This is a genomic window from Clostridium sp. MCC353, from assembly GCF_018785315.1.
Lineage (GTDB): Bacteria > Bacillota > Clostridia > Lachnospirales > Lachnospiraceae > CHH4-2.
The window spans coordinates 21027-40642 of sequence record NZ_WQPN01000159.1 but is presented as its reverse complement, the minus strand read 5'-3'; the positions used below and the strand labels follow the sequence as shown (position 1 = coordinate 40642).

Here is a 19616-nt window from a genome sequence, read left to right as displayed (position 1 = left end):
AAATGGTGTGGGGATTTACATTAAAGGGTGAAGCCATTTTCGAAAATGCCTTCGCCCTTTATGTTAAATTTGCTTTTAATAACTTTAGCCAGAGAAAACCAGCAGGAAATCGGGAGGAGGGGGCGGACAGACGGCCGGATTTTTGGAAGGGGCCAGGCCGAGGGGCATCCGTCGGGGATGAAAGCCATCTGGAAACCGTTAGCGAAACTTAGGCTCCAGGGATGAAAAAAGACGGGCAGAAACTGAAAACCAAATCAGTTTCTGAGATGCCCACTGAACGGTAAAGTCCATAAAGAGTTTACCGTGAATGGGCATCGCACCGTCTTTTTTTATCCCTGGAGTCTTAGTTTCTCTTACGGTTGGAAGCTGGTTTTCATCCCCGACGGATGCCCCTCGGCCTGGCCCCTTCCAAAAATCCGGCCGTCTGTCCGCCCCCTTCTCCCGCTTTTCTGCGTAACTTTCACTAATTAAATCCCAATTCATCCAAAAAAATCTTTACAGGACATACCCCAAAACCCCGAACAAAACCGTTGCAACCGCAATGTATATGGCCACCATCCCTGCCCCATATTTTAAAACAAGGGGCTGGGAATCAATCCATTCATTTCCGATCAGCATTGGGGACCAGGCGCCGGCGCTCATGGTCAGCATGCCCAGCATGGCTGATATCGTGATGGCGCATCCCAGTACGGATGGATTGATTCCGGCATCCATATAGTTAACTACAAAGGGGGCTATGATCGTAATGATAACGACGCCAGTGGACAGATTGGACATCAGGTTGGTGATGATGGAAGTCAGGGCCACGGCAAAGAGCATGAAAATAAACCAATGCATCTGGCCGAATAATGGATTTAGAAGCGCATTGATTCCGGCTTTGATCCCACAGGCGTCGGAAGTAATGGCTCCGCCGATTACGACGAAGGCGCCGGTACAGAGAACTGCGCCCCACATCACGCCCTTTGACAGAGATTCACCGATGTTGAATACCGGTTTCCCATCCAATTTGATCCAGGCCAGGAAAGTCAATATCAGGGCGAACCAGCCGTATAAGGTGATGGTTCCCATCCAGACGCCCAAAGCGCTTTCCTTTGGCACAAAACTGCTGACAATGCTGAAGCCGATACCGATCAGGAACGCAAACAACAGAATGAGCTGCTGTTTGTTAAAATGAAGGGTTGAAGTGTCAATGCCCATTTCATCAGGATCCAGGTCTGCAAGACGGGACATGTCGGCCCGGAAAATATAACGGATGGACAGGCCTTCCGCAACGGCAACAGCGCTTCCCACAATCAGCCCGCAGATGATATAGGTTGCAGTATCCAGTTCAATCCCATACACTGCCATGGTGGAATTAAAACTGGCAACCATGGCTAACTGCAGACCGGCGATGGGAAGGGAACAGTAGCCCAGCCATGCGGCCATGAATGTGCCGATAATCATTAAGATTGGAAGTTTTTCACGTTTTTGGTATCCTGTAACCTTAAATACATTGTCCAGCACTTCCCACGCTAAAAAGAAAGAAGCGTAACTGAGAAAGATTGAAGCGATAAAGAATGCCCAAAGAAATACGCAGCAGAATAAAACAGGATGGCCTTTCAGGCATTTCCGGGTGATAAACCATCCGGCAATCACTTTTCCGGCTCCGCTTTGACGGATTGCGAAACAGAGGGCCATCAGTAAAATCATTTGAAAAACAGTGGTATTTCCCAGCATGGAAGTGATAAAATCCGCAGTTTTAATATAGCCGGTAAATACCAGGGCCGGAATAGCCAAAAGCGGAGGCCATGTCATTTCAAACCAGGATAAAAACCAGATGACACCGATAAAAATACCAATTACCTGAACACCCAGTCTTGTCACGGTGGCAAAAGGAGGGATTACATATCCGAACCCGAACATGAAAAATAGTCCCACCAATAATTTCATCAGATAAACGGCTTGTGAATCCTGCTTCTTGGCAGGCATGTTAGCAGCAGCCATATCGTTCGCCTCTTTTCTTTTAAATGATCTTGAATATTTTGGGATTTACATTGTCTTTTCTGGTTTAATTGTAGCGTACCGGATTCTGCCAAACAATTCCAATAAAGATAATATATTTCGATTTTGGAAATTTACTTCTGTGGCAGGCGAATCTGTACCCATCTTTGGAAGCGTCTCCATTTCATGGTCTGGAACATGGCCTGGAATATACCTTGGAATATAGCTTGTAACGTGGCTTGTAACATTGTCTGAATCGAAAACTGCCAGTATCTCCTGCTGTAGCACCGCCGTAACGATTCCGTTTAAATTGTGTATAAACAGTTGATAAAATCCGCACAATATGTTAAAATTCAGCAAGACAATACTTTAAACTGTTAAAGTTTAAACAAATACTGTAAGAGAGGGCTTTAAGCATGAGAATTGTAGTTTGTATTAAACAGGTACCGGCCTCCAATAAAGTTAAAGTGGACCCGGATACGGGAGTGATCATCAGAAATGGGGCGCAGTCCAAAACCAACCCCTATGACTTATATGCGGTAGAAACCGCATTGAGGATAAAAGAACAGGTGGGAGGGACTGTTACAGCCATATCCATGGGGCCGTCCCAGGCAGAAGAGATGATGCGGGATGTATTTAACATGGGTGTGGACGAAGGAGTGCTGGTATCGGACCGGGCTTTTGCGGGAAGTGATGTTTTGGCAACTTCTTATACGCTGTCGGAGGCGGTTAAAGAGATCGGCGGCTGTGATTTGATTATCTGCGGAAAGCAGACCACGGACGGGGATACCGCGCAGATCGGGCCCGCTCTGGCGGAACATCTGTCCATCCCCCATATTTCCTGGGTGTCCGGTATTCTGGATGTGAATGATAAAAGCATCAGCGTGAGCAGGGAATCCGAAGAGATCGTGCAGTCCGCCAGAATGGAATTTCCATGCCTGATTACGGTGGAGAGCGGGATATTTGTTCCCAGACTTCCTTCCTATAAGAGAAAGAAAGCGGCGGCGGGAAAAACGGTGAGAATGCTTACTCTGCGGGATTTTGCGGATCAGAACAAAGAAAATTATGGGTTAAGCGGTTCCCCCACCAATGTGGAAAAGATCTTTACGCCGGAGGCTGAGATCCGCCAGGTTTATCTGGAAGGCCAGACGGAGGAGAAGATGAAGCAGTTGGTGGAAATCCTTCAAAAGAAAAAATTGGTGGAGGGCAGAAGAGCATGAAACAGTTAACCATAGATGCCGGCCTGTGCAATGGCTGCGGTGTGTGCAAGGAAGCCTGTGCATTTCAGGCGGTTGAGATTACAAAAGACAGGGCAGAAATCAATGCGGCCTGCAGGATGTGCGGCGCCTGCGTGAAGGCCTGTCCCCAGAATGCGGTACACATTGAAGAAACACCGGATCAAAAGGTGGATAAATCCCAGTGGAAGGATATTTATGTATTTATGGAACAGGCCAACGGGAAGATTCATCCATGTGTCTATGAACTGATTGGCGAGGCGCTTAAACTGGCAGATCCGGTTGGATTCGGCGTATGCGTGATCGCGGCAGGCGGGAACGGCACCGCGGAAAATGCGGAAAAACTGCTGAAATACGGCGTGAAAAAAGTTTTTGTCTACGAAGCGGAAGAATTGGCTGATTTCCGGGTGGATACCTATACCAATGTGATGGAAGATGTGATAAGCAGCCATAAGCCGTCGGTGGTGCTGATCGGAGCCACCAGCGTGGGACGTTCTCTGGCGCCTCGGATTTCAGCTCGTTTCCACACCGGCCTGACGGCAGACTGTACCTGTTTGAAAATGCGGGAAAATACGGACCTGGTACAGATCCGCCCGGCATTTGGCGGCAACATTATGGCCCAAATCCTGATTCAGAACCACCGTCCCCAGTTTGCTACAGTCAGATATAAAGTGATGGACCGGGCCCAAAAGGTGGAAAACCCTGACGGCCAGCTGGTTATGTGCAGTGTGACGGAAGAAATGTTAAAGTCGGGCATTGAAATTCTGGAAACCAGGATTCCCCAGCAGAAAGAAGGAATTGAGGACGCGGAAGTGCTGGTGGCTGCCGGCAGAGGCGTTAAGAGCCAGAACGGCATGAAACTGGTAAAAGAACTGGCGAATCAGCTGGGCGGCAGAGTGGCCTATACAAGGCCTATGGTGGAAGCCGGATACGGTTTGGCAGCGGAACAGATCGGCCTTTCCGGGCGGACGGTGAAACCGAAACTGATCATCACCTGCGGCGTGTCGGGCGCCATTCAGTTTACCAGCGCCATGAACCAGGCGGAATGCATTGTGGCCATTAACCAGGACCCGGATGCGCCAATTTTTAAAACAGCCCATTATTGTATTGTGGATGACTTGAATCAGGCAGTACCTGCTCTGATCGAACAGTTAAAATTAATAGCAGAAAATGAGGAGGTATAACAGGATGCCTTATCCATATACTAAGATCAATGAAGAACATATCGAATATTTAAAGTCTGTGACCGATCCGTCCAGAGTTTATGAAAAGGAGCGGATTCAGGAAGAGTATTATCACGATGAGATGCCGGAATACGGCATTTTTCCGCCGGATGTGCTGGTGGAAGCCGTTTCCCGGGAAGAGGTGTCCGCAGTCATGCGGTTCGCTTATGAAAATAATATCCCGGTTACGGCCCGTGGGGCAGGGACAGGATTGGCAGGAGGCGCTACGGCCAAATACGGCGGAATCCTGCTCTCTCTGATGAAGATGAATAAAATAGTGAAAATCGATATGGAGAACCTTTCCATCACGGTTCAGCCGGGAGCGCTTTTATCAGAAGTGGCTGCGGCTGCAGCGGAAAATGGCTTGTTTTATCCGCCTGATCCCGGCGAGAGGACCGCTTCTATCGGAGGAACGGTAATCACCAACGCGGGCGGAATGAGGGCCGTGCGGTATGGAGTCACAAGGGATTATGTGCGGTCCATAGAGGCGGTGCTGCCTGACGGTGAAATCGTCAATTTCAGCAGCAACGTGGTGAAAAATACCACAGGCTTTGATATCAAGGACCTGATTATCGGTTCCGAAGGAATTTTATGTGTGCTGACGGAAGTCACCCTGAAACTGATTCCAGCCCCCAAATGTACCCGGACCCTGGTAATTCCCTTTGATACCATTGAGACCTGTGTGGAAACCGTACCTAAGATTCTTCAGTCCCATCTGGTTCCTACGGCCATTGAGCTCATGGAGGCCGACCTTTTGGAGATTGTGGAAAGAACGCTGGGGAAACATTTTCCCGACAACAGCGGCAATGCGTATTTGATTGTGATGTTTGACGCCAATTCCCAGGAAGAGATCGAACGCGACTGTGATGACGCGGCCGAGATCTGCATGGCGTCAGGAGCGCTGGACGTGCTGTTCTGCGACACGGAAGAGCGGATCGGCTCGGTTTGGAGCGTAAGAGGGGCCGTATTAGAGGGGATGAAGGCGGATACCACTTCAGAAGAAGAATGTGATGTTGTGGTTCCGAGAAATAAAATCGCCGAATTTGTGAAGGCTGCCAAAGTAATCGCTTCCAGACACCGGGTACGGATTATCACCGTAGGCCATGCGGGGGACGGCAATATCCATACGGAAATTCTCCGCGACCAGCTTACAGAAGAGGAGTGGAACACGGCTACAAAAGAGATATTGAGAGAACTCTATGCAAAGAGCAAAGAACTGGGCGGACAGATGTCCGGCGAACACGGAATCGGAAACGGCCGTCTGGAGTATCTGGAAGATTTTGTGGGAACCAGGATGTATAATCTGTACCGTTCCATTAAACTGGCATTTGATGAGAAGAACATATTAAATCCGGGCAAAATGATAAAATTTGACAATATGTGACGGGCAAAGGGAGAGAGAACGATGGTCAACAACTGGATGGTTTACAGCGAGGAAAATACAATCGCCCACAAACGGGTGGAGGCGGAGAACCAGAAAATCAATCTGCTGATTACCGCAGACGATGATTCGGCTTTTTACCTTGCCATTGAGGCGGGTATGGATTCCATCTCCGTAAATCTGAAAAGCAGGGATATGGAAAGCGCCTGTAAAGAGGCCGATGTCTTTGCAAAGTCATATTTTGGCGATAAAGCACGTTTGTTTGAAGAAATTGCCGATCGAATCTAGGTTTTCCCTTGACAACCGGGAAACGAATCCATTATAATGTTTCTATTTATTACATTAGACAAGTGTTGGAATGACGGAGGAGATTATGAAAAAGAATTTGAAGAAAGCGATGGCGGCATTTTTCGCTGTTTCCATGGCGGTGTCGTTGGCCGCATGCGGCGGAAAAAGCGAAAAAAAGGATGAGACAGCGGCAGCTAATGATGGCGCGAAAACCCTAAAAGTGGCTATGGAATGCGGATACGCCCCTTATAACTGGACGCAGCCGGATGATTCCAACGGTGCGGTTCCGATCTCGGGAAGCCCGGATTTTGCATATGGCTATGACGTTATGATGGCTAAGAAGATCGCTGACGAACTGGGCTATGAACTGGAAATTGTCAAGTTAGACTGGGATGCCCTTGTACCGGCCGTACAGTCGGGAACAGTGGACTGTGTAATTGCGGGCCAGTCCATCACGTCGGAACGTATGGAATCCGTGGATTTTACAGAACCTTATTATTATGCGTCCATCATCACTCTTGTGAAGAATGACAGCGCCTATGCGGATGCCAAGAGTGTGGCGGATTTAAAAGGCGCGGTCTGCACTTCCCAGCAGAATACCATTTGGTATAATGTTTGCCTTCCTCAGATTCCGGATGCCAAGGTTCTTCCGGCCCAGGAATCGGCTCCGGCTATGCTGGTAGCGCTGAATTCCGGCAAATGTGATCTGGTCGTGACCGATATGCCTACCGGAATGGCCGCATGCGTGGCATATCCCGATTTCAAGCTTCTGGATTTTTCTGAAACGGAAGGGGCATTTGAGGTTTCCGAAGAAGAGATCAATATCGGCATCTCTTTGAAGAAAGGCAATACGGAATTAAAAGATGCGATTAACGGCGTTTTAGGAAAGATGACAGCAGACGATTATACCAAGATGATGGATGATGCGATTGCGGTTCAGCCTCTTTCCCAATAGGACAGGCGTTAACACAGTACAGGCACGGGAAGGCGGATGCAGCCCCGTGCCATTTTAAAAGTGAGGAGTAAAATTATGTCTTCTTTGCCTTCAGATTTTTTTGGAAGAATTGTGTATATTCTCCAGCGGAACAGCGCCTCTTTTTTGAGAGGGGCGGGAGTTACTATGGTCATCGCCCTTGTGGGCACGCTGATCGGATGCATTATCGGGTTTGCAGTAGGAATTGTCCAGACAATTCCGGTGGAAAAGCATGATAATGTGGTGAAAAAGGTGTTTTTATGGATTGTAAAAGCCCTTCTAAATATCTATGTGGAAGTGTTCAGAGGAACCCCTATGATGGCTCAGGCCATGTTCATTTACTTTGGTTCCGCTGCGGTATTCAATATTAACATGTCCATGTGGTTTGCGGCATTCTTCATTGTTTCCATCAATACGGGGGCGTATATGGCGGAGACGGTCCGCGGCGGAATCCTGTCCATCGATCCGGGGCAGACAGAGGGAGCCAAGGCCATTGGAATGAACCATTTCCAGACCATGACCAGCGTGATCCTTCCTCAGGCACTGCGCAATATCATGCCTCAGATCGGCAATAACCTGATCATCAATATTAAGGATACCTGCGTACTGTCCATCATCGGGACGGTAGAATTGTTCTATGCGACCAAGAGCGTTGCAGGAGCCCTGTATACTTATTTTGAAGCCTTTGCCATCGCAATGGTGATCTATTTCATCCTGACCTTTACCTGTTCCAGAATCCTGCGTTTCTGGGAGAAAAAGATGGACGGGCCGGACAATTATGACCTGGCCACGACGGATACACTGGCCCATACCAGCGGCATGTACCGTTATCCGGACGACAAGAACAAGAAAAAGGAGGAAGCATGATGGCGGACAACTGCGTATTACAGATCAGGCATTTGAGCAAAACATTCGGCACCAATGTCGTGCTTAGGGATATTGATTTCACGGTCAGTCCGGGGGATGTCACCTGTATCATCGGAGCTTCCGGTTCGGGTAAGTCCACCCTGCTGCGCTGTATCAACTTGTTGGAAACCCCTACCACAGGGGAAATCCTGTATCATGATACGGATATTACGGATTCCAAAGTGAACCCCTCCGGTTTCCGTGCCAAAGTGGGAATGGTATTTCAGAGCTTTAACCTGTTTAACAATATGACAGTTTTGGAAAACTGTATGGTTGGGCAGATCAAAGTATTGAAAAAGTCAAAAGAAGACGCCCAGAGGAATGCCATGATGTATCTGGAAAAGGTGGGCATGGCGCCCTATATCAATGCAAAACCGCGTCAGCTTTCCGGCGGACAGAAACAGCGTGTGGCAATCGCCAGAGCTTTAGCCATGGAGCCGGAGGTTCTGCTGTTTGACGAGCCCACGTCGGCTTTGGATCCGCAGATGGTGGGAGAAGTTTTAGAGGTTATGAGAACCCTGGCGGATGAAGGGCTTACGATGATTATCGTGACCCATGAGATGGCATTCGCCCGCGATGTGTCGAACCATGTGGTGTTTATGGCGGGCGGTGTGATTGTGGAAGAAGGAGAACCCCAGGAATTGTTCAGCAATCCCAAAAACCATCAGACCAAGGAGTTTTTAAGCCGCTTTATGCGGGGATAATCAGAAGGTCACAACAAAAGTAGTCCCGTGAGCCGGATCGCTGCTGGCCGCTATCTTTCCGTGGTGGCTTTCGGCAATTGATTTGGCGATGGAAAGCCCCAGGCCGTATCCGCCGGCTTTCCGCACCCTGGACTTATCGGCCCGGTAGAAGCGTTCAAACAGATGGCCGATATCTTCCGGGGAAATGGGATCGCCGCTGTTATTAACAGAGAGCAGGATTTTATCCTGTTCTTTTTTTAATGTCAAATTGACGGTTCCGCCTTTTCCGGCGTATTTACAGCCGTTGTCCAGGAGAATTGTCAGCAGTTGTTTGATCTGGCTTTCATTGCCGGTCAGATGGATTCCGGGGGCAATATGGCTGGTTAACGTCAGATTCTGTTCAAATGCCAGGGATTCAAAGAGAAGGACGCGTTCCCATGCCAGATTGCTGAAATCCAGATCCGCCATGATAGTCTGGGTGGCCTGGGCATCGGATTTGGCCAGGAACAGGAGGTCTTCCACCAGTTGTTTCATCCGGTTTGCCTCTTCCTGGGTGTTGTCAAGCCATTTTTCCTGGCTTTGAACGGTGTCCGTTTTATGGGCCGCCAGAATCTTTAAGTTGGCTAAGATCACGGTCAGGGGCGTCCTCAGCTCATGGGAAGCGTCAGCCACGAACCGGCTTTGCTGCTCCCAGGCCCGCTCCACCGGCGTAAGGGCCCATTTGGAAAGAAAGAGGCTGAGGATAAAAAAGGCGGCGCTTCCGGCGGTGAAAATGGCCAGGTAATTGAAAAGCAGCATTCTCATATTGGATTTAAAGAGGGTCAGGTCGGCAAAGACGATATTCATTCCCTCCGGCGTGTCCTGTTTCAGGTAAAGAAGGCCATAATCGTTGATTCTGCCTTCCGGAGAGGGGAGGGAAAGCGCCGCATCCACCAGCGCCTGAAGCTGATACTTTTCAAATTTTACATTCTGGGTTTCTGTGCTGACGATTTGCTGTTCCTTGTCCAGAGTTACCAATAATATGGGCATCAGGTTCCTGAGCTGACGCTGATCCGGCTTAGGCTCCGGCAGGCGTCTGATCTCAAATTTGTGATCCTGGGGCCGGTTATTGAACTGGATCACCTGTTTCATGATCATCCGCAGTTCCCTGTTCGAGCGCTGGTAGTTGGTATAATAGAGAGTTCCCAGCACCACGGTTAAAATGCTGGCTACAAAGATCATGTTGATCAGGATAAATTTTCTGCGAAGTTTTTTAATCATGGTCTGCCTCCAGGCGGTAGCCTACTTTCCGTACAACGCCGATACTCACGGTTGACCCCAGGAAAAAGAACTTTTTGCGCAGAAATGAGATATAGGCCTCCACATTATTGTCTTCTGCGTCGGAATCGCTTCCCCATACTTTTGAAATCAACTGTTCTTTGGAAATAATGGATTTGGGATTGCTCATGAGGATTTTAAGGATTTCAAACTCCTTAAAGCTCAAATGGATGGATTTAGGGCCGCACCACAAATCATTGGAAGAGAACTTGAGCAGCAGATCCCCAAAGGCCAGTTCCTCGATTACCACATCTCCCTGACGTCTGGAAAGCGCGCGGATCCGCGCCAGAAGCTCTTCCGGCACAAATGGTTTGGTCATATAGTCATCGGCTCCCCTGTCAAGCCCTGCAATCTTATCCCTCACGTCATCCCTGGCGGTCAGCATGATCACCGGGGTTTTTATTTTATTTCTTCTCAGCTCCTGAACGATCTGAAAACCGTCCTTTCCGGGCAGCATGACATCTAAAACAATGACGTCATATCCGCCTGAAAGGGCCAGGGAAAGGCCGTCGTCTCCGTCATTGGAGATATCAGCCTGATATTTCTGTTCTGCCATGATCTGTCCCAGCGCCTCTGCCAGACGGATTTCATCTTCTACAATCAATATGTTCATGGCTCAGCCCTCCTGACTTTGTTTAGTTGTTTAAGTCCTATTATATATGGAAAAGTATAGTTCCTCAAACTGAAATTAAGCTGAAAAGCTGTTTTAAGGTAAATTTCAGGTAAAACCGGTAAGATACCCCCATCATCAAACAAAAAGGAGGTAATCCAATGGCACAGGAAGTATTTAAACGCTATGAAAAAAAATATATACTGACCCGGTCCCAGTTCCAACGGCTGATGGCTTATTTCAGCGGGCGGATGACCATGGACCACTATGGAAAACATAAAATCTGCAATATTTATTATGATACTCTGGATTATGAGTTAATCAGAACTTCTCTGGAAAAACCGGAATATAAGGAAAAGGTGCGTTTAAGAAGTTACGGCATCCCATCAGGCGGAGATACGGTATTTTTAGAACTGAAAAAGAAGTTTGGCGGCGTGGTGTATAAAAGAAGGGCGGCTATGAATTTAAACGAGGCGGAGGATTATTTGAAAGAACATTGTAAACCGCGGCAGGACAGCCAGATCCTTCGTGAGCTGGACTATACAATCCGCAGATATCATCTGATACCGGCGGTATATCTGTCGTATGACAGAACCGCTTATTATGGAAATGAGAATTCTGAACTGCGGGTGACTTTTGACACTGATATTACAGGAAGATCCTACGCTCTTGATTTAGAGAGGGGAAGTTTTGGTGTAAATGTGCTGGATCAGGACCTGGTTTTAATGGAGGTGAAAATTCCGGAGGCCATGCCGGTATGGATGGGCGCCTTATTTTCCGAGCTGGGCATTTTCCCGGTGTCATTTTCCAAATACGGGACTTACTATAAAAATTATATTTTGAAACATAGAAATGAAACAGGAGGGAGTGTCTGTGCTTAACAGTATTTTATTAACAACCCAAACAAATCTTTCGCTGATGGAATTTTTACTCTGTACAGGAGTGTCGATTCTATCGGGACTGGTGCTGGCTGCAGTCCATACCTATAAAAACCACTGTTCCAGAAATTTTATGATGACGCTGGTAATCCTTCCGGCCATCATTCAGACAGTGATCATGCTGGTTAACGGGAATTTGGGAACCGGGGTCGCGGTCATGGGGGCGTTCAGCCTGATCAGGTTCCGCTCTCTTCCGGGCAATTCCAGGGAAATACAGAGCGTATTTCTGGCAATGGCCATCGGTCTGGCCACAGGAATGGGATATCTTGGGCTGGCGGCGGTTTTGCTGATGATTGCTGGGGGAATGACGGTTCTTTTAATTTTAATTCCTGGCGGCAATACGGATTTCAGCAGGCGTGAACTGAAGATAACCATTCCTGAAAACCTGGATTATTACGGCGTATTTGACGATGTATTTGAAAAGTACCTGAAAAAATCAGAGCTTTTAAAGGTGAAAACCGTTAACATGGGAAGCCTTTTTGAATTACAGTATCAAATTGATCTGAAACATGAGAATCAGGAAAAGGCTTTTATTGACGATCTGCGGTGCCGCAATGGAAATCTTCCTATCATATGCGGCAGGTTCGCAGCGGAAAGGGAGGAATTATGATGCGGTATTTGAGAGAGAATAAAAAATATAAGATGGTGATGCGGTGGATGGGAAAGCTGTTTTTAACCGTTATTCTGGTATCCACAACAACAGGGTGCCAGCCGGGGAAAGCGGCGGGCGGTTCGGTACAGGAAATGGAACTTTTGAATGAGGAATCCAAAACGGAACCAGTAACAGAATCCAAAGCGGAATCAGAAAAGGAAGCTTCTGCAAATGGGGAAACGGAAAAATCTGCCGGGGATCAGACCGATATCATCTGCAGTCAGAAAACGGTGACCATTGAAGGCGGAGGCGCAACGGAGGAAGCGGGAATTATCACCATTTCAAAGGGAGGGACTTACCGGCTTTCTGGAACCCTGACGGACGGCAGAATTGTGGTGGACGCGTCCAAAGATGATGTGGTCATACTGGAACTTAACGGATTTGAAATCAGCAGCAGCGGGCTGTCCGCCGTCTTGGGGATAAAGAGCGGAGAAATAAGGCTGAAATTAGTGGACGGAACTGTGAATAAAGTTGCAGACAGCGCAGAATATGTGCTGGAGGAGGGGGAAGATGAGCCGGATGCGGCAATTTTTACCAAAAGCGATTTGTTTATAGAAGGCAGCGGCAGGCTGGAAGTGACGGGAAATTACAGTGATGGGATCAGAAGTAAGGACAGCCTTTACCTATTATCCGGTGAAATCGACATTTCGGCCAAAGAAGATGGGATAAAGGGCAAAGATTCTTTGGTGGTGGATGGAGGCAGTGTCACAGTTCAAGCCGGCGATGATGGAATTAAGTCCAAGGGTTCAGTGGTTATCAACGATGGAATTATCCAGGTGGCGGAAAGCTATGAGGGAATTGAAGCCCTAACGATTGACATTAATGGCGGAAGTGTGGATATAAAATCTACGGATGACGGGCTTAACGCAGTGGAGGATACGGATAGCAAAACTTCGGGAAATATAATTATGGGAGATATAACTTCTGGAGGTATAACTACGGGAGATATAACTTCGGGCAATAAAACTATGGGCGGCGGAAGGAAAAATGGCAGTTTCGAGGTTTCGGAGAATGCGTATATCAGAATTGCAGGCGGTATTGTCACGATAGATGCATCGGCTGACGGAATTGATTCCAACGGTCATTTTTATGTGGATGGCGGAGAACTCTACATCAGTGGGCCGTCCGGCAATGGAGACGGGGCGCTGGATTATAATGGGGAGGGAATTATCACCGGCGGCGTGGTGATGGCGGCCGGAAGTTCGGGAATGGTGCAGGGATTTTCGGAGAGTTCTGAGCAGCACAGCATTATCGTCTATTTCGAAAATACTCAGGCAGCGGGAACGGAAATCAGGGTTGAACATGGTTCCGGCTCGGCAATCGTCTCATATAAGCCGGTTAAAGAGTATTCCAGTGTTGTGATAAGCGCTCCTGAATTGAAGGCGGATGGAACCTATAAGATTATGGTTGGAGAGGATACTAAGGAAGTTACCATTACCGGAATGATTACCACGGTGGGAACCAGGGCAGCGGGAAATATGCCGGGCGGGCCCGGGGGCCAGGGCGGACGCGGAATGGGTGGAAGACCGGGAATGAACCAGGGAGAAAATGGGATGGGGTTCCCGGGGACGGAAGGTGGACCGGAACGTAAACAGTAAGGACAATTTAGGGGGGAATAATTCTGGGAAAAACAGTTCACGAGTGTTTAGGCCAATAATATCATATTCGTAACAGTTTAAATGGCTCATCTTCTTGAATGAAAAAAACGGTTCAGAAGCATCGGATGGCCATCCGAAGTGAAAATTGATAAGGAAAGCTCCTTACAAACGAGTTTGTCTCTGCTTTCTTTATCAATTTTCCCCATCTGAACTGCTACTCACATTCTGGTTTTCTATGCGGTCTCTCTTGTAATAAAAGCAAATTTATGTTAAAGTAAAAGGACTTATCTCAGAAGTTTCTGCTTCTGAATTAATCTGGCAAATCTGCCAGCGATCCCATTTTAATAAATTAGCGCATGAGGAGAAATTGTGTATGGAAGAGAGCAAGAACAAAGAATTTTTAACTGGAAATTTAGTGGATAGGAATGAAAAGGAAAAGTTCATTCGTGAGCTGGCAGAAAGTGAGTGTAAGCTCAATATCCGATTGATCAATGACTTTGCATTTAAAAAGACATTTCATAATAAGAAGGCGTTGACCGGGCTGTTAAGCGCGCTTTTGGATATGCCTGCCGGAAAGATAGAAGAGCTGGAATTTCCGGATACATTTTTAGACGGTGAATATGAGGACGGGCGGGAAGGAATACTGGATGTAAGGGTTCATTTGAACAACCAGCGCAGGATTAATATCGAAATACAAGTGTTGGAATACCCGTATTGGGAGGAACGTTCCCTGTTTTATCTGAGTAAGATGTTCGTAGATGGTTTTTCAAAAGGAGAGAATTATTCCAAACTGGAGGAAAGCATACAGATCAGCATTTTAGGATTTGACCTGCCTCATGCAGACCATTATTATTCCGTGATCAGGCTGATGGACGAGAAAACCCATACCATATATAGTGACAAACTGAGTCTGCGCATGTTATACTTAAAGCAGTTAGACAATGTCTCCGAAGAAGAATTGGGAGAAGAAGTTTACAAATGGGCAAAGCTGATATCGGCAAAAGATTGGAAGGTGTTGATAAAAATGGCTGAGAATAATGAGTATATGAGAGCTGCGGTGGAAGAGATGGAGAAGATCAATTCGGATAAAGAACTGCGGTACAGATATTTGAAAAAAGAGATGGAATTATCGGATGAGACAACGATTAGGGAGTACTATCTTAGTAAGGGATGGGAAAAAGGAAAAGCGTCGGGCGAACAGTTTATGCTGGGGCTGATTAAAGCAATGATGAAGGACGGTATGGGCCAGGAAGAGATCGAACGTCTGGAAACGGATGATTCATTTAAAGATGAGATGGTGAAAAAATATATTCAGTGAATTTTGTAACCGGTTTATATTTGTTATCTGAAAGGTTCACGGTATAAAAGGAATAGGAACCGCCGCGGATTATGGCCCTGGCGGTTCCTATTCTTATTAATGTCTCAAAAATGATCTGCGAAACCTCAGTTTCCTGGTTTTCAAGCGGCTGAAAAAGTTAAAGTAGATCACAAACAAAATTGTTGTAGTAATCCATGTGAGCGGATAACTGAATACGATCATCTTAATGGTTCTGTGGAATGGAACAGCGGCTACGATCCACAGGATTCTCAGGACACAGACGCCTAAGCAGGTGATCAGCATGGGCAGCCAGCAGTCCCCGACGCCTCTTAAAGCGCCGGAATAGATCTCAATGGCCACATAAGTGATAAAGGTAGGAACCAGGAAATGCAGAATGTCCATACCGATGGAAATAACCGCCGCATCCGAGGTGAACAGGCGGAAAAACGCGTGCCCGATCAGGTACAGGCCGGCAGACAGGAAAACAGAAGCAGCCATGCTCATGGCCATGCATACCCGTATCCCCTTTCGAACCCTGTCGTGCTTGCCGGCTCCAAAATTCTGCCCTGTAAACGTGGTGACGGAGATGCCGAATGCGCTGATAATCATCCAGAACACGCTGTCAATTTTACTGTATGCGGTCCAGGCGGCTATGGTATCCGTACCCAGGGAATTGACGCTTGCCTGGATCACGATGTTGGAAAAACTGTACATAACCGACTGGAGCCCGGCAGGAAGACCGATGCGGATTACCCGTTTCAGCATTCTCCTGTCTAAACGGACCTGGCTGGGGATCAGCCGGTACACATCGGCAGTGCGCATTAAAACGACAATTACCAGGACGGCGCTGACCGCCTGGGACAAAATGGTAGCCAGCGCGGCTCCTGCAACCCCCATATTCAGAATGGCTACAAACAGGATATCCAGTACGATATTGGTAAAACATCCGGCAATTAAAAAATACAGGGGCCGTTTGGAATCACCGACGGCTCTCAGAATGCCCGACCCCATATTATAGATCAGGTTGGGGATGATTCCGGACAGATAGATACGGATATACAGGGAGGCATAGGATAAAATATCGTCCGGAGTATCCATGATTTTCAAAATGGATGGGGCCAGGCCAATGCCGCCAGCCATCATGACCACACCTCCGGCAATGCAGAAGGCGATGGAAGTATGTACCGCATATCCAACCTTATCGGCCCGCTTGGCTCCGTAATACTGGGAGATAATGACCGTGGCGCCTGAAGAAAGGCCTACGAAAAATCCAACCAGAAGCTGGATTAAAGTCCCTGTGGTGCCGCCCACGGCAGCCAGCGCTTCTTTTCCCACGAACTGTCCGACGATGATAGCGTCTACCGTATTATAAAGCTGCTGAAAGAACGTACCGAATAAAATGGGAAAGAAAAACAGAAGAAGCTGTTTCCAGATCACTCCTTCCGTTATTTGATTGTGCTCCATTGCACCGGATGCCTGCATTTCTGACTTTTTCATATTCCTGCTTTGACCTCACATTTAATAGAATCGTTATGTATCGCCTTTTGATACAGGTAAATTGTATATCATTATAGCGGGTGCAAAGAAAAAAGGCAATAGATGTTGGGAGAGTTTTGAAGTTTTAATGTCCGGTTTTGTAACAGTTCAGACAGGTCTGAACTGTTACCCGGTTTTATTCCGATTGAAACGGGCCGGAAGCTGTGATAAACTACAGGCATACATTAATTTGCGTAAGGAGAGAAAGACAGATGACGGTTCAGGATACGGAGATTATCATTGATGATGAAAAGATCGATTCCGGAGATGTTCAGGATATTATCGGGCCATTGTGGTGGCAGGTCAGCATTTACGATGGGGAAGAGGTTTATGAAGCGGACTTGAAGCCGTTTGCCATGGAACAGAGATATGTATTTGCATTGCAGTGGTATCTGGCGGAAGTCTATAATGGCGGGCATGACCAGTTTTACAGCAATTCTACAGGAATCGTATGGGAAGATGCAATGAATGGGGCCAAGGCAGCAGGGCTTGACGGCCTGCATGAAATTATAAAGAAATCTGCGGAGAGAATGGGCGGTTATCCGGATAAGGAGAGAGAAAACCGCTGGAAGCAGATGGAAGAACTGGAGCCGGATTTTGAAGATCTGGACGACGAGCTTTATCACATGGAAGGAATCGACGAGGCGGTTGCCGAATATGTAAAAAATCACAGGAAAGCTTTTTATTTCAAAGGGATTGTAGGCATTCCCACCTATTAAAAGGGCAGCAGGAGGTATGGATATGTTATTCAGAAATGCACAGGAGAAGGATATTTCGCGGATGATGGAGATGGTGAACCAGTCCAAAGCTTCTATGAAGGCCAGGGGAATTGACCAGTGGCAGCAGGGATACCCCAATGAAACGGTGCTGAGAGAGGATCTGGAAAAAGGGATCAGCTATGTGCTGGAAGACCAAGGGCAGGTTGTGGGAATGATTACCGTGGCTTCAGGGGATGAGGAGGCTTACCGGAAAATTGATGGGAGCTGGCTGAACCAGGAACCTTACGTTTCCTATCACCGGGTATGCGTGGAAGAGGACAGGAAAGGACAGGGGCTGGCCGGAATACTGTTTGAAGAGGGAGAAAAGCTCTGCAGAGAATGGGGATTTAAAAATATCCGCAATGACACTCACCCGGACAACCATTCCATGCAGAGAGCGGTGGAAAAGTTTGGATTTAAACGGTGTGGGATTATCTATATTGTGGGTACAGAAGAAGACGGAAGTCCCAGGGCAGCTTATCAGAAGGTCTTAAATGATTAGGAAATGAATAAAAGACAGACGCGTGCGAAAAACGTATCTGTCTTTTTCATTTTCCCGCTGAACCAATCCGCTGCAAGAGACAATACTCAGATGCAGTGATTGGAATCACTTCGTTTTTGCCTTATTGAGGGCGGTTTCGATGGCATTTAACAGTGCCGTGGAGGTGTATCTTGTTTCGCTGGAATAAGAGAGGTTTTCCAGTGACTGTGTGTTGCAGATCTGCTCAGCCAGATCGGTAAGGGTGGGCTGCATGAGAGGATACATGGTCGTAACGGAATCGCTTAACGGTCTCATCGTGATGGTGTTTATATGATCAGCATCCACGGTTACCTCTACATTGACCTCCTGATTCCCTAATGTCAGCGAAGCCGTATAAACGCCTGGTATGTAAGAAGCCTGGCCGGAAGATGCGGTCTCGGTATCTTTTTTCGGATGGAACATGATCAGAAAAAGAGAAATAAGCAGAATTCCAAGGCCGATGAAAATGGCAGTATATATAATTTCCTTCATACGTAAGACTACAATTTTGGTTTTGGAGCTCATAATGGGGAACCTCCGTATGTGTTTGTTATAATCTATTTAATATGTGGCCGTTTTATGCAAAAATTAAAAAGGATGTTGTAAAATTGATTTTTAATTGCAGAAAATCACCCATAAAAATGGGACGCGGCGGCGGGAGGGCCGGACTTTAGGAACCAGTCTGACCTGGTCACGGGCCCCGCACCCCAGTGGGGGAGAAGCGGGAGCCGGATGGACGGAATTGACGAATTATGGTAGAATGGAAACAATACTGTACCCGGCTGCTGATCAAGATAGATCATTTGAAAATGGGGCTAATTCCCAGTGGCCGCACCACAAATTGTACAGAGCGGGAAATGGATTTGTCAGAAAGGGTATTTTGGAGGACGTCTATGAGTTATGATTTAATGGTATTTAATCATTTAAAGGTTCCCTATGAATTGGGGCCCCTGCGTCAGTGGTTTCGCACCCATATGGAATATGATGTGCTGCCGGATACGCCGCCGGCCATCTTCCGTGCATTTTTAGAAAATTTACAAAAGGTTTTTCCATCCATGAATCACTGTGCCGAAGAACGATGGGAATATGCCTGTGAATATGAGGTGCACGAAGATTTTGTCTATCTGTGTTTTGGATATTCGGTTGCCGAAGAAGCCCATGATATTGTAAAACGTCAGTCAAAGATAGAAAACCTGGCTTTTTGGGATGTCAGCCAGACCTTTGACCGTGCATTTCCCATTACGCTCCCTGCGGATCAATGGCCGATGGTGCTGGAAGCCAAGTGGATCAAATACGGAAAGCATTTTGTATACAGCTATGAGCAGATCCGAAAGGTTCTTGTGCAAATGAAAACAATAGAACGAAGCAGTGTCTGTCTGACGGACCGCTATGGAAATTATATCCAGGCCGGTGGATTTAACGATGCTTTTATCGTTGAAGTGCGTAAATATATAGATGCTGTAACATATCAGCATATGCGTGCAGATCTGAAACAGGAAAGTCTGGCTGCAGATGCATTTGTATCAATCAATGATTTCCGTGTCAGAGTTCCTGAATCACAAATTCTTACGAAAAAGCAAGTCTGTTCTCTCTTCCAGGAGTTTACAGACGGGAATCCGCCGGAGGACTGGAACTTTTTTTGGAAAAGAATTGAGATTTAGCAGACGATAAATTGATACAGTGGGCAGAACGTTTGGGGG

Annotated in this window: 20 protein-coding genes; 15 read left to right on the top strand and 5 right to left on the bottom strand. The window is 47.2% G+C overall.

The genetic code is table 11. From position 1 onward, the window contains the following. A partial coding sequence (locus tag GPL15_RS24015) for a hypothetical protein (protein WP_215701215.1) occupies positions 1 to 212 on the top strand: 212 nt, incomplete at its 5' end. Between the two features lie 283 nt (positions 213 to 495). On the opposite strand, the gene GPL15_RS24010 is transcribed toward GPL15_RS24015, so the two are convergent. Beyond that, the gene (locus GPL15_RS24010) at positions 496 to 1983 is read right to left on the bottom strand and encodes a hypothetical protein (RefSeq protein WP_215701214.1); all 1488 of its coding nucleotides are present in this window, start codon (positions 1981 to 1983) and stop codon (positions 496 to 498) included. A 413-nt stretch (positions 1984 to 2396) separates the two neighbouring features. On the opposite strand from GPL15_RS24010, the gene GPL15_RS24005 reads away from it, so the two are divergent. The 7 genes from GPL15_RS24005 to GPL15_RS23975 all read left to right on the top strand — a co-directional run bounded on the left by GPL15_RS24005 (position 2397) and on the right by GPL15_RS23975 (position 8690). Next, complete coding sequence (locus GPL15_RS24005) at positions 2397 to 3200, top strand: electron transfer flavoprotein subunit beta/FixA family protein (RefSeq protein ID WP_215701213.1); 804 nt, start codon at positions 2397 to 2399, stop codon at positions 3198 to 3200. Then, the gene (locus GPL15_RS24000) at positions 3197 to 4399 is read left to right on the top strand and encodes an electron transfer flavoprotein subunit alpha (protein ID WP_215701212.1); all 1203 of its coding nucleotides are present in this window, start codon (positions 3197 to 3199) and stop codon (positions 4397 to 4399) included. The genes GPL15_RS24005 and GPL15_RS24000 overlap by 4 nt, the downstream gene beginning before the upstream one ends. A 4-nt stretch (positions 4400 to 4403) precedes the next feature. Then, positions 4404 to 5822 carry an FAD-binding oxidoreductase gene (locus GPL15_RS23995; protein ID WP_215701211.1) on the top strand — a complete coding sequence of 473 codons (1419 nt, stop codon included), beginning with the start codon at positions 4404 to 4406 and terminating at the stop codon, positions 5820 to 5822. A 21-nt stretch (positions 5823 to 5843) separates the two neighbouring features. After that, positions 5844 to 6107 carry a hypothetical protein gene (locus GPL15_RS23990; protein WP_215701210.1) on the top strand — a complete coding sequence of 88 codons (264 nt, stop codon included), beginning with the start codon at positions 5844 to 5846 and terminating at the stop codon, positions 6105 to 6107. Between the two features lie 85 nt (positions 6108 to 6192). Further along, positions 6193 to 7062, top strand: a complete 870-nt coding sequence (locus tag GPL15_RS23985) for a transporter substrate-binding domain-containing protein (protein WP_215701209.1) — start codon at positions 6193 to 6195, stop codon at positions 7060 to 7062. Positions 7063 to 7137: 75 nt separating this feature from the next. After that, positions 7138 to 7947, top strand: a complete 810-nt coding sequence (locus GPL15_RS23980) for an amino acid ABC transporter permease (protein ID WP_346345033.1) — start codon at positions 7138 to 7140, stop codon at positions 7945 to 7947. After that, entirely contained in the window at positions 7947 to 8690 is a 744-nt protein-coding gene (locus tag GPL15_RS23975) for an amino acid ABC transporter ATP-binding protein (protein ID WP_215701225.1), read from the top strand. Before GPL15_RS23980 ends, GPL15_RS23975 begins: the two co-directional genes overlap by 1 nt. On the opposite strand, the gene GPL15_RS23970 is transcribed toward GPL15_RS23975, so the two are convergent. Together GPL15_RS23970 and GPL15_RS23965 are read right to left on the bottom strand one after the other, a co-directional pair. Further along, complete coding sequence (locus GPL15_RS23970) at positions 8691 to 9929, bottom strand: ATP-binding protein (protein ID WP_215701208.1); 1239 nt, start codon at positions 9927 to 9929, stop codon at positions 8691 to 8693. It lies immediately after the preceding gene. Next, positions 9922 to 10599: a response regulator transcription factor gene (locus tag GPL15_RS23965; protein WP_215701207.1), complete on the bottom strand. Its 678-nt coding sequence runs from the start codon at positions 10597 to 10599 to the stop codon at positions 9922 to 9924. Before GPL15_RS23965 ends, GPL15_RS23970 begins: the two co-directional genes overlap by 8 nt. Positions 10600 to 10757: 158 nt before the next feature. On the opposite strand from GPL15_RS23965, the gene GPL15_RS23960 reads away from it, so the two are divergent. The 4 genes from GPL15_RS23960 (at position 10758) to GPL15_RS23945 (ending at position 15102) form a co-directional block, all read left to right on the top strand. Further along, a complete protein-coding gene (locus tag GPL15_RS23960; protein ID WP_215701206.1) occupies positions 10758 to 11477 on the top strand; it encodes a polyphosphate polymerase domain-containing protein in 720 nt (239 codons plus the stop codon). Further along, positions 11470 to 12144, top strand: coding sequence for a DUF4956 domain-containing protein (locus tag GPL15_RS23955; protein ID WP_215701205.1), 675 nt, complete (start codon positions 11470 to 11472; stop codon positions 12142 to 12144). The genes GPL15_RS23960 and GPL15_RS23955 overlap by 8 nt, the downstream gene beginning before the upstream one ends. Then, a complete protein-coding gene (locus tag GPL15_RS23950) occupies positions 12141 to 13784 on the top strand; it encodes a carbohydrate-binding domain-containing protein (protein ID WP_215701204.1) in 1644 nt (547 codons plus the stop codon). Before GPL15_RS23955 ends, GPL15_RS23950 begins: the two co-directional genes overlap by 4 nt. Before the next feature lie 373 nt (positions 13785 to 14157). Beyond that, entirely contained in the window at positions 14158 to 15102 is a 945-nt protein-coding gene (locus GPL15_RS23945; RefSeq protein ID WP_215701203.1) for an Rpn family recombination-promoting nuclease/putative transposase, read from the top strand. Positions 15103 to 15198: 96 nt separating this feature from the next. On the opposite strand, the gene GPL15_RS23940 is transcribed toward GPL15_RS23945, so the two are convergent. Beyond that, positions 15199 to 16599 (bottom strand): MATE family efflux transporter, encoded by a 1401-nt coding sequence (locus GPL15_RS23940; protein ID WP_215701202.1) that lies wholly within the window; start codon positions 16597 to 16599, stop codon positions 15199 to 15201. Positions 16600 to 16850: 251 nt separating this feature from the next. Between GPL15_RS23940 and GPL15_RS23935 the strand changes: the two genes are divergently transcribed. Together GPL15_RS23935 and GPL15_RS23930 are read left to right on the top strand one after the other, a co-directional pair. Further along, positions 16851 to 17357, top strand: a complete 507-nt coding sequence (locus GPL15_RS23935) for a DMP19 family protein (RefSeq protein WP_215701201.1) — start codon at positions 16851 to 16853, stop codon at positions 17355 to 17357. Positions 17358 to 17379: 22 nt separating this feature from the next. Beyond that, complete coding sequence (locus GPL15_RS23930) at positions 17380 to 17898, top strand: GNAT family N-acetyltransferase (protein WP_215701200.1); 519 nt, start codon at positions 17380 to 17382, stop codon at positions 17896 to 17898. A 105-nt stretch (positions 17899 to 18003) separates the two neighbouring features. On the opposite strand, the gene GPL15_RS23925 is transcribed toward GPL15_RS23930, so the two are convergent. Then, positions 18004 to 18441, bottom strand: a complete 438-nt coding sequence (locus GPL15_RS23925) for a hypothetical protein (RefSeq protein ID WP_215701199.1) — start codon at positions 18439 to 18441, stop codon at positions 18004 to 18006. 368 nt (positions 18442 to 18809) lie between these two features. Here GPL15_RS23925 and GPL15_RS23920 point away from each other — a divergent pair, with 368 nt between their 5' ends. Next, positions 18810 to 19577 carry a hypothetical protein gene (locus GPL15_RS23920; RefSeq protein ID WP_215701198.1) on the top strand — a complete coding sequence of 256 codons (768 nt, stop codon included), beginning with the start codon at positions 18810 to 18812 and terminating at the stop codon, positions 19575 to 19577. Positions 19578 to 19616 lie beyond the last annotated feature (39 nt).